This is a genomic window from Aneurinibacillus aneurinilyticus ATCC 12856, from assembly GCF_000466385.1.
Lineage (GTDB): Bacteria > Bacillota > Bacilli > Aneurinibacillales > Aneurinibacillaceae > Aneurinibacillus > Aneurinibacillus aneurinilyticus.
Window position 1 is genome coordinate 1 of the sequence record NZ_KE952686.1, and the last position, 8,877, is coordinate 8,877.

The window sequence follows — 8,877 nt, forward strand, 5'->3', positions numbered from 1 at the left end:
TAGAGCTTGCCCCTTTAGGGGTGGGAGAAGTCAAACACAGTATTGAATCATATCAAATAGAAAAATTCTTGGGCAAAAATGCTCACTATATAAATTACATTTGATATTTTAACAGGGTAGCGTGGTTGGAAGGAGGAAATTCAGAAAAAAGAGGAGGTTGGCTGTACCCTGCGCTCCGGCAGAAGAAAAGCCAGCGTGCTTTTTCCTTACTTCCCACCACAAAAATGTGTCGACTTATTAAATCAGATGTATATAATATGCGGGGCGGGCACTTTTCCAGAATTTTTTCCATATACATAACATGGAGATATTAAGGAAAAGAGGAGGAACGTATGGCTGTTACACCGTCTTTATTGCAGCGTGGAGATGTAATCGGTATCGTTACGCTTGGCAGTCCGCTTTCGAAAGAAGTGATTGATCAAAGAATAGAGTTCATAAGGAGAATGGGGTTTTCCGTTGTTCTGGGGAGGTATGTGTACGCAGCCGATGGTTTCCTCGCAGGAGGGGATCAGCAAAGGGCCGCCGATTTCATGAGTATGGTGGAGAACCCGGCTGTTAAAATGATTCTGCCGACAAGAGGCGGAGTGGGCGTAGCAGGCATTCTCCCATATCTGGATTATGAAAGTATTGCTAGAAATCCCAAAATCATTAGTGGGTATAGTGATATCACTGTCTTGTTGAACACACTATATGTAAAAGCGAATCTGATTACTCTTCAAAGTTTGCTCCTGATAGATTTCAAACCCGAAACGCCATCATATAATTTTAATCAGTTTTTCACAGCAACGTCGTCGCCTGTCGTGCCTCGTATCATTCAAAATCCGCAAGAAATTCCATTGATAAGCCGCATCGCAGGTAATGTAACGGGACCGATTGTGGGTGGGAACCTCACTTCATTTGTAGATACATTAGGGACACCATTTGAAATTGATACGAGCGGAAAAATTCTGTTGCTCGAAGAAACGCATGAGCCAGTGAACACTGTATATCGATACTTGAATCATTTAAAGCTGGCTGGGAAATTCGATGACTGTATCGGCATTATTATGGGCGAGTGCACTGGCTGTAAAACGGCATACGGAAAAACGTACGATGATCTTATCAACGAGTTTATCGTTCCTATCGGCAAGCCATTGATGACGAATCTTGCAACGGCTCACGGTACATTTAAAGCTGCCATTCCGATTGGTGCTATGGTTAATCTGAATACGGTGGCTAATACGCTTACCGTTCTGGAACCATCCGTTCATTGACAGGAGCACATACAAGGGGACAGGGAACAGGAGGGGATAGATACACTTTGCCCCTCTGAGCAATCACCAGGTGTGCTCTCACTACAAAAGCTTGCCGATTCATCATTAAGCCTGATGAATACGACAAAGGTGCTAAAACGTACCACCCGGATGTAAAAGGTGGACAAAGTACATAGAAGAAAGTATACTGCTCTCATACATAGAAATTCTAGGTAGGTGATATGATGTTTGATCGGGAACTAGTTAAAGGAAGCACATCCCTGCTTTTGCTTCGACTGTTAAGCGAAAAGGACATGTACGGCTACGAATTAGTTAAGGAAATGGAAAAACGAAGCGAGGATTCGCTCACTTTTAAGGAAGGAACGCTATATCCGGCACTCCATAAGCTTCAAAGCAAAGCATTAATCGATAGTTATATACAGAGGCAGGAGAAAGGGCCGGATCGTAAATATTATCGGATTACCGAAGAAGGGCAGAAGGTTTTGCATACAAAAACAAAGGAATGGAGTCGTTTTGTTCATGTTATGTCGAAGATTATAGGAGAAAAACCGCTATGATTGATACAAAGGAAGAGTTCTTATGTGTACTGCGTGCTCACCTTCCGAAACAGGTGGATGCTGATACGGTAATAGAGGAGTTCGCGTGTCATATTGATGAAGCATGCATGGCACGGCTAGCGGATACAGGAGATGAAAGTGGTGAAGAAGCATTGCAATATGTGCTTCATCAGCTGGGAAGCCCGGTTGCTATTGCTGCTCGATACAGCGGAATGTCTTCTTTCTCTTTTCGAAGATGCTATATGTTTTTGATATGTGCAAATAGCCTGTTCTTTCTTACCGGAATAGGGCTATTGTACGGTAAAGAAGGTTCTTCGGGAACAGGGGAGTACATTATTTGGCAGGCGGCAACACAGTACAAGGAATGGGTGCTTTTGCTTTATGCTAGTTTTTGGATGTTTGCCGGATTGTATTTAGGCCGCCGTCATGGTTTTCGTATTTACAAACGGATACGTGCAATCATGTGGAAACCGTTGCTGTTGAATTATGCTTTTATGTTAGGTGTGCTGTTCCAAATCGTTCCGTGGCAATGGTTTAGCGGACTTCTTACTGTTCCGTTTGTGTTCGTATGCATTGTTGCTACATTGTCTTTCCCACGAATCGCAGCCTTAGGCTGTCGCTGGGGCGCTTTGCACACGAAGCTGGAATAAATAGAGATAGAAAGTGGGGGGAGAATTGTGACACTTGGCTTATTTGGAAGCGGAATCGTGGGTATATTGCTTGCGCTCCTGCTGCAAGGAACTGTCTTTTCGCCGAACGGTCGGCTGCATGGCAAGCTTGTGGCTATGGAAAAAAACATCTGGCTGCAAAATCCTTGGCGTTGCGGCTTTGTCGTATTTGGATTTAATGCGGTTTTGTTTGCGTTTGTACTCGCAATTGTATGGGGAAGCATAGTAACATCAGCAACCTCAGGAATGCTAATACCGCTGTTTTTGTATGCTCCTATAGCTGTGGCAGTAAGTATTCTTGGTTGGCTGTGGATAGGAAGAATCCGGCGGCATTCGTTTGCCGACCGATCCAAGGTGGCGTTAACGGGGAGTAGCTTTTACTGGTTGCTAACCGCAGTGGCTTGGCTTCGTCTACAGACATTGAAGCCTAGCTTTCCCGGGGAGGATATGTTCATGGCAGCCATCGGATTTGTATTTTTGCTGATGATTACGTTTGTGGCTGCTTTTCTCTGTACATTGCTGTTGGGATGGCCAAGGAGGATGTAACATGAGCTGTAAGATAAAATACAGGGAGATGATGCGCCGGTTTCGTTACTACGGCATCGCTGTTCAGGCAGGAGCAGTATTTAGGTTCAAGATAGCGTAGTCGTGCTACTAATTCTTCGCGTGTCAGCGTCGAACGATAGGCCACAAGTTCGTGACGGGGCAATCCGGAGCGGTGGCAGGCCATATCGCGAAGTGTCATCCTTTCTGTGGCGAACGGATCAAACATCTGGAAGGAAGGAATGTACTCTTTTATGGGCGTATCCCATTGCAGGAATCCTTCTTCTATAAGAATAGAAAGAAGTGTCGTGGTGAATGGCTTGGTTGCCGATCCGATGGCGAACTGAGTTTCAGGCGTCACAGCTTTACATTCGTCGAGGCTTCGCACGCCCAAGCCGGAGGCGTACAGCACCTGTTCTTTATTTACAAATGCAACGGCAAGACCAGGGACCTTCCATTCATGAAAGGTATCCTCAAGCCATGTTTCTATACCGTGTAAAGCGTGCGTATATGTTTGTTTCATCGAATGTATTCCTCCATTTTTTGTTTTATGGCCTGAATAAATGCTTGTGGTTCGTCAACGTGTACATATACTTTTTGAACTGTTTTATTTCTTCCGAACATTCCCATCGAGACAACAGGGCGCTTGAGATGAAGTTCAAATTGAGGAGTATCGGCTAATCCGATGTCAGGATCGATACGTGGGCATGCCTCGGCGTGAAAGCTCTCTGTTTCTTGCTTCATCGTTTCCGGGCTTGTGCGTACAGCAGTGATCGACTCAATGCAGTCAAAGGGAATACGAACAGACTTGCGAAGACCAATTTGAAAATGGATACTATGATTGTCAAGTGTAAATACGGAATGTCGAAGAGCATTGTAATCGCCGAGTAACCAGATAATCATATATACATGCAAGAAGGTAGAGCCCCAGGCGAGAAGGGGACTGACATGGTGTAGCACGAAGTGAAGACCTGCACCTTCGATAATTTGCACGTGCAGCAGCATGAGAAAAAGGCCGAAGTATATGCTTTTTTTGTGATGGGTAAAAGAGAGTCCGCGTTGCTTTTGAGAAGAACGCCATGCATAAATTGCGTGATACCATATGGACGCTTCAAATTTGAGCACTTTCATAAGTTTTTCCCCATTTCTTGTTATCCTAATTTAGCGGGTAGCAAGCTTTTCTTGAAATGCATGATGTGAGGGATAAAGAAAAATTTCATTAAGTAAAAAAGTTATTTTATAAACTGAACGTTCGGTCTAATAGAATAGCAAAAAAAATTAGCGAGTATTCTCAGGCTTGATTCCATGCAGGAAAACAGTAATTGCTTTACGATAGAGCGTTCGTATCTCTTCAAGCTCCATCTCATAATAGTTGGCACCAAGCCCTGCTAGAAGTCCGAATAAAATCAGAGTAGCATCCTGAACATCCATCTGCTTAAACTCCCCGGATGTTATTCCTTCCTCGACGATGGAGCGGTAAACAGTGCGCTGCATGCGCATCAGCACAAGCAATTCCTGTAGTGTCTCGGGGTCCGCTGTCTGGCTTCCGCTGAATTCTTCGCCTGCTTTCAGCAGCGGATTCTGAAAATCATCTACATAGTGCTCGGCTAGCCCGTAAAGCTTATCCGCAGTTGTGGCATATTGTTCCTGTTTTTTTTGCCATTTTTCCATCCATTCTTTCGTATCCTCTTCAATAAGATACAGGAACAGCTTTTCCTTGCTGCCAAAATGATAATATACGTTGCCTTTACTGCTACCTGCTGCAGCAATAATGTCTTCGATAGAAGTTGCTGCATACCCCTTTTGAGAAAAGAGCTCTTTCGCTTTTTGTGCAATTCGCTCTTTGGCGTCTGTCTTTTTTTTCTGTTGCTTTTCCATCGTATAAACCCCTTCTATAAACTGAACGTTCGGTCTATAAATAGTATACCAGATTCTTCTGCTAAGACAATAGGCTAAGTTAAAAAAACGGAAATTGTTTATTCATAAACCAAGGATACTGATTATCCGGTATCATCCAGAGTAGATAGTCATCAAGTTGTCCCCTAAATCTTCCGCTGTGGTCTTTTCCTCTTTGACCAATCTACACCTGTGGTATCCATAGGAGCCATAAACAGAAGAAAAACCCCGGAAGAACGCCTGCCTTCCGAGGTGATGTGTTATATATGAATACCATGGAATTCTCTGCTTACTTTCTTTTTGTAGATTTTGATCCCTGTTTTTTTCCGCAGGATGAACAAGCCATTTTAATCCCTCCTTAATTTTGGATTTATACAGTAGATGTGAAACATAAAGAATGTGGCAGGGCGAACCATCTAGGGCACATGTCTATTTTCTTGTTAGACGGGTACATGAAAAAAAGCCAATTGTCCAGAATAACTGGCAACCGACTTTTCGGATTATAGCTTATTCACAATGTTAGAATGTAAGCACCCTAAAAGCAATCAGAAGGACAAGAGCCACAAGAATGATGAGCACTCCCCAGAAAGGACCCGTTCTTTTGCCTCTGGCAGTCATGCCAAGAATCATTTCCATTACGCCGAACATGGCGATGGCTAAAATGCCTTTGAGTGTGTATGCGATTGGGAACTGATAAGCTACAAGCATAAGAATTCCTGTGATAATCATGATGAGCGCTATAAGACGCAAGAGCATATGGGCAATTTTTTTTGCTGTCTTTTTTCCGGCTTTTAGCAATAAAAAGCTTAATACGAAGAAAAGCAAAATCCAAAACCAAGAGTCGGTATGAATTCGCTGTAGGATAGTAACTACATTAGGTGACACAATTGTTTTCCTCCTGGATTAAGTTGTATAAGTTAAGTATAACTGTATTTACACTGTAAATACATGAAATAACTATGGTGATTTTTTGACAAGTTTGTGTCAATGGCAATTTACGTAAGAGGGCATCATGATGATTCATGAGGGACAAGTAGAATAACTTTGGAAATCCTTTATAGGAATGGGGATAAACACTCCTTTACTTGTACAATTCTTAAGTTGTAGTATACAACATAGAAATCAAAAAATAAAAAAAGCAGGATTCGCAAGCTTGAAGAAGGGCTGCTTCTCCTATTATCAAATCAGATGTATATAGACACGCCTGTTGATTATCCATAAGGTGGAATAAAGAAGGTGCACGCGTCGGCGTGTTCCCTCATCTTTCTCACGAGGAAGAGACACGGCCGCTTTGTGGCGCCAGGGCCGGACCGGCAAAACATCTGGGCCTCTCGGTGCGGGAGACGAACCGACGCCCGTTTGGGGCACGGTGTGATGACGATCCACTCTGGATCATACTGGATAATCAACACCCTTGGTATATAGATGGAAAAAGAAAAACAGGCACGGAAAAGGGTATATTGTTCCTTTTCCGTGCCTATCCTGATGATATATCAAAGGTGTTGATTTGTGTATTGTGCTACCAACTAAAAATTTTGCTTGGTTACGATTTTTTTGCAGATTCGGGAACCGGTGGTAAAGGTTCGATTATATATCCACTTTTTTGAAGGTATTCAATAACCTGCGGTAAGATTTTAACACTTTGTGAGCGTTCATGCATCAAAATAATCGAGCCGGGCTTCACAGCTTTTTTAATATTCTCTAGGATTTGATCTGGATGGTTTGGTAGTTTCCAATCCAGACTATCAACTTGCCAGTACATCAGATATTGTCCAAGTTCACGGGACACTTCCCTTGTTCCCTGATTTACCGCACCGTATGGAGGGCGGAAATAATGTACAGGATGCTTGACCTTTCCTTCTATGTATGCTGCCGTATTTTGGATTTCTTGTTTCTGGAATGCTTTATTTTTATTTCCTAGGGTCGTATGGTGCATCGTATGGGAACCGATAACATGACCTTGCTCTATCATTTGTGCCCCGAAGCTACCAAGTTCATTAGTAATATTTTTTCCGATCCAAAAGAAAGAACCTTTTATATTGTATTTATCGAGAATCGAGACCATTTCTTTCGTATAAGGGCCCGGTCCATCGTCAAACGTTAAATATACAACTTTTTGATTTTTTGAAGGAATATTGCTGATTAATTTTCCTAAGGAAAGCCCTGGAATTTCTTCTATATTTTTATTGGTAGATGGTTGCTCAATTTTTTCTGTTTGTTTTGCTTGTTCCATGTTTTTGTTGGCAGGTGGCTGTTCGGATTTTTCTGCGTTCGCTGTGTTCTGTTCTCCCGTTTTATTCTTGTCTTGCCCGACAAGTGTATCTACGTTTTTGTTTGTTTCTTGAACTGTTTTTATATCATTACCTGTGCGCGCCAATAATTCTTCTTTCGGATTAAATAATATATTAAATAAAGCCAGAATGCCGACACATATGATAGCTGACCAAATGAGTAACGTTTTTTTTCTTTTCCTCCGTTGCAATTATAAAGCCTCTTTTCTATTAAATTGTTCCCCATTCAAAAAAAATTACCCGTCGCTGAACGGGCAAGTGTTTTTGCTGAACGCGTTTCTTCATTTCTATTGTAAAGTTCCTTTTTTTCCTTTTCAAGCAAAATATAATTGAAAAATTTAGTCGAGAACAGAAGGTTGAAAACTTTCCTGAATTCATTTACTATTTACAGGTCAAACATTATCTATCACTTATTTTATAGAGATGAGGAACATAATGCGCAAAATATGGAAAAAAACAATCTGCGCTCTTTGCAGTGCATTTCTTGTATATAGTAGCAGTATGATGATACCAAAAGCTTCGGCTGACTCTCCTCCTTCTGTTATAGGAAAACATGCCATTGTCATGGAAGCGGATACAGGAGAAGTGTTATTCGAGAAGGCTTCCGGTGAAAAAGCATATCCAGCAAGCCTTACCAAGGTTTTGACCGCCATTTTATTAGATGAAAAGGTGCGGGACAACGCGACAGTCACCACCAGCCTGTCGGCTTCTAAGCAAGAAGGCAGTAATCGGTATTTTTTGCTAAATCCAGGAGAGCAGTTATCGAAAAGGGATGCGCTATATGCGATGATGGTCATTAGTGCTAACGATGCGGCTATGGCGGTAGCTGAACATATAGCGGGTTCAAAAGAAAAGTTTGCACAGCTAATGAACGAGAAAAGTAAACAGTTAGGGCTGAAAAACTCGCATTTTGTTACGCCGAACGGTTTGCATGATCCGGCACATTATACAACAGCTTATGATGTAGCTCTTATTGTCCGTGAAGCGCTAAAGCACCCAAAGGTGCTAGAAGCAATGGGAACGAAAGAGACAGAAATTCATACAAACATGAGGGAAGTCCATATAAAAAATCCTAGTAAAATCCATGATAACCCGCTTGTCATCGCCGGGAAAACGGGATTTACCCGTGCGGCTGGAAATAATCTTGTGGAAGTATTCGAAGAGAATGGCATACGCTATATTGCTGTCGATATGCAGTCCAATCAGGTAGATGAATATGAAGATATTCAGAAAATGGTAGCGTATGCTAAAAACAAAATGAAGCTAATGACAGTAAAAGAAAAGGGGGATGTTATAGGGGAGCAGGTGATTTTCGGTTCTGCTGTACCATTTGCTTTAGCGGAATCAATCCATATACCGCAGCGTAAAGATACCGCTCCTTCCTATGAGCTACGCACACGCTGGATAACTCCGACGGAGGGCGTCACAAAAGGACAACTCGGTGGATATGTCGATGTGTATTATAAAGGCAAAGAGTTAGAAAGTGTACCGCTTCTTGCCCAAGCAAACGCGTTGCCTCCTGAGACCGATTTGTTTAAAAAGTTCCTAATTTTAGGAGGTATTCTGATTTTTCTATTCGGCTGTACATTGTTATATTACCGGAAAAAAAGCTATCAGCTTTCCTAATGATATATCTTATTTCACACCTGTTGATTATCCATAAGGTGGA

Annotated in this window: 10 protein-coding genes; 5 read left to right on the forward strand and 5 right to left on the reverse strand. The window is 42.2% G+C overall.

Features of this window, described 5'->3' with window-relative positions:
- Window positions 1–332: 332 nt before the first annotated feature.
- From HMPREF0083_RS02910 to HMPREF0083_RS26090, 4 genes are all read left to right on the forward strand, one after another.
- Window positions 333–1,253 (forward strand): S66 peptidase family protein, encoded by a 921-nt coding sequence (locus tag HMPREF0083_RS02910; protein ID WP_021619516.1) that lies wholly within the window; start codon window positions 333–335, stop codon window positions 1,251–1,253.
- A gap of 224 nt (window positions 1,254–1,477) precedes the next feature.
- The gene (locus HMPREF0083_RS02915) at window positions 1,478–1,810 is read left to right on the forward strand and encodes a PadR family transcriptional regulator (protein ID WP_040301291.1); all 333 of its coding nucleotides are present in this window, start codon (window positions 1,478–1,480) and stop codon (window positions 1,808–1,810) included.
- A complete protein-coding gene (locus tag HMPREF0083_RS02920; RefSeq protein WP_021619518.1) occupies window positions 1,807–2,460 on the forward strand; it encodes a hypothetical protein in 654 nt (217 codons plus the stop codon). Before HMPREF0083_RS02915 ends, HMPREF0083_RS02920 begins: the two co-directional genes overlap by 4 nt.
- A 27-nt stretch (window positions 2,461–2,487) precedes the next feature.
- Window positions 2,488–3,024: a hypothetical protein gene (locus tag HMPREF0083_RS26090; RefSeq protein ID WP_021619519.1), complete on the forward strand. Its 537-nt coding sequence runs from the start codon at window positions 2,488–2,490 to the stop codon at window positions 3,022–3,024.
- Here the strand turns inward: HMPREF0083_RS26090 and HMPREF0083_RS02930 are convergent.
- The 5 genes from HMPREF0083_RS02930 to HMPREF0083_RS02950 form a co-directional block, all read right to left on the reverse strand.
- Window positions 2,966–3,544, reverse strand: coding sequence for a serine hydrolase domain-containing protein (locus tag HMPREF0083_RS02930; RefSeq protein WP_021619520.1), 579 nt, complete (start codon window positions 3,542–3,544; stop codon window positions 2,966–2,968). The genes HMPREF0083_RS26090 and HMPREF0083_RS02930 overlap by 59 nt on opposite strands.
- A complete protein-coding gene (locus HMPREF0083_RS02935) occupies window positions 3,541–4,152 on the reverse strand; it encodes a hypothetical protein (protein ID WP_021619521.1) in 612 nt (203 codons plus the stop codon). Before HMPREF0083_RS02935 ends, HMPREF0083_RS02930 begins: the two co-directional genes overlap by 4 nt.
- A 147-nt stretch (window positions 4,153–4,299) precedes the next feature.
- Window positions 4,300–4,899: a TetR/AcrR family transcriptional regulator gene (locus HMPREF0083_RS02940; RefSeq protein WP_021619522.1), complete on the reverse strand. Its 600-nt coding sequence runs from the start codon at window positions 4,897–4,899 to the stop codon at window positions 4,300–4,302.
- Between the two features lie 537 nt (window positions 4,900–5,436).
- Window positions 5,437–5,802, reverse strand: a complete 366-nt coding sequence (locus HMPREF0083_RS02945) for a DUF1516 family protein (RefSeq protein ID WP_021619523.1) — start codon at window positions 5,800–5,802, stop codon at window positions 5,437–5,439.
- Window positions 5,803–6,460: 658 nt separating this feature from the next.
- Window positions 6,461–7,399, reverse strand: coding sequence for a polysaccharide deacetylase family protein (locus tag HMPREF0083_RS02950; protein WP_021619525.1), 939 nt, complete (start codon window positions 7,397–7,399; stop codon window positions 6,461–6,463).
- 244 nt (window positions 7,400–7,643) lie between these two features.
- Here HMPREF0083_RS02950 and HMPREF0083_RS02955 point away from each other — a divergent pair, with 244 nt between their 5' ends.
- The gene (locus HMPREF0083_RS02955; protein ID WP_051354513.1) at window positions 7,644–8,834 is read left to right on the forward strand and encodes a D-alanyl-D-alanine carboxypeptidase family protein; all 1,191 of its coding nucleotides are present in this window, start codon (window positions 7,644–7,646) and stop codon (window positions 8,832–8,834) included.
- Window positions 8,835–8,877: the final 43 nt, after the last annotated feature.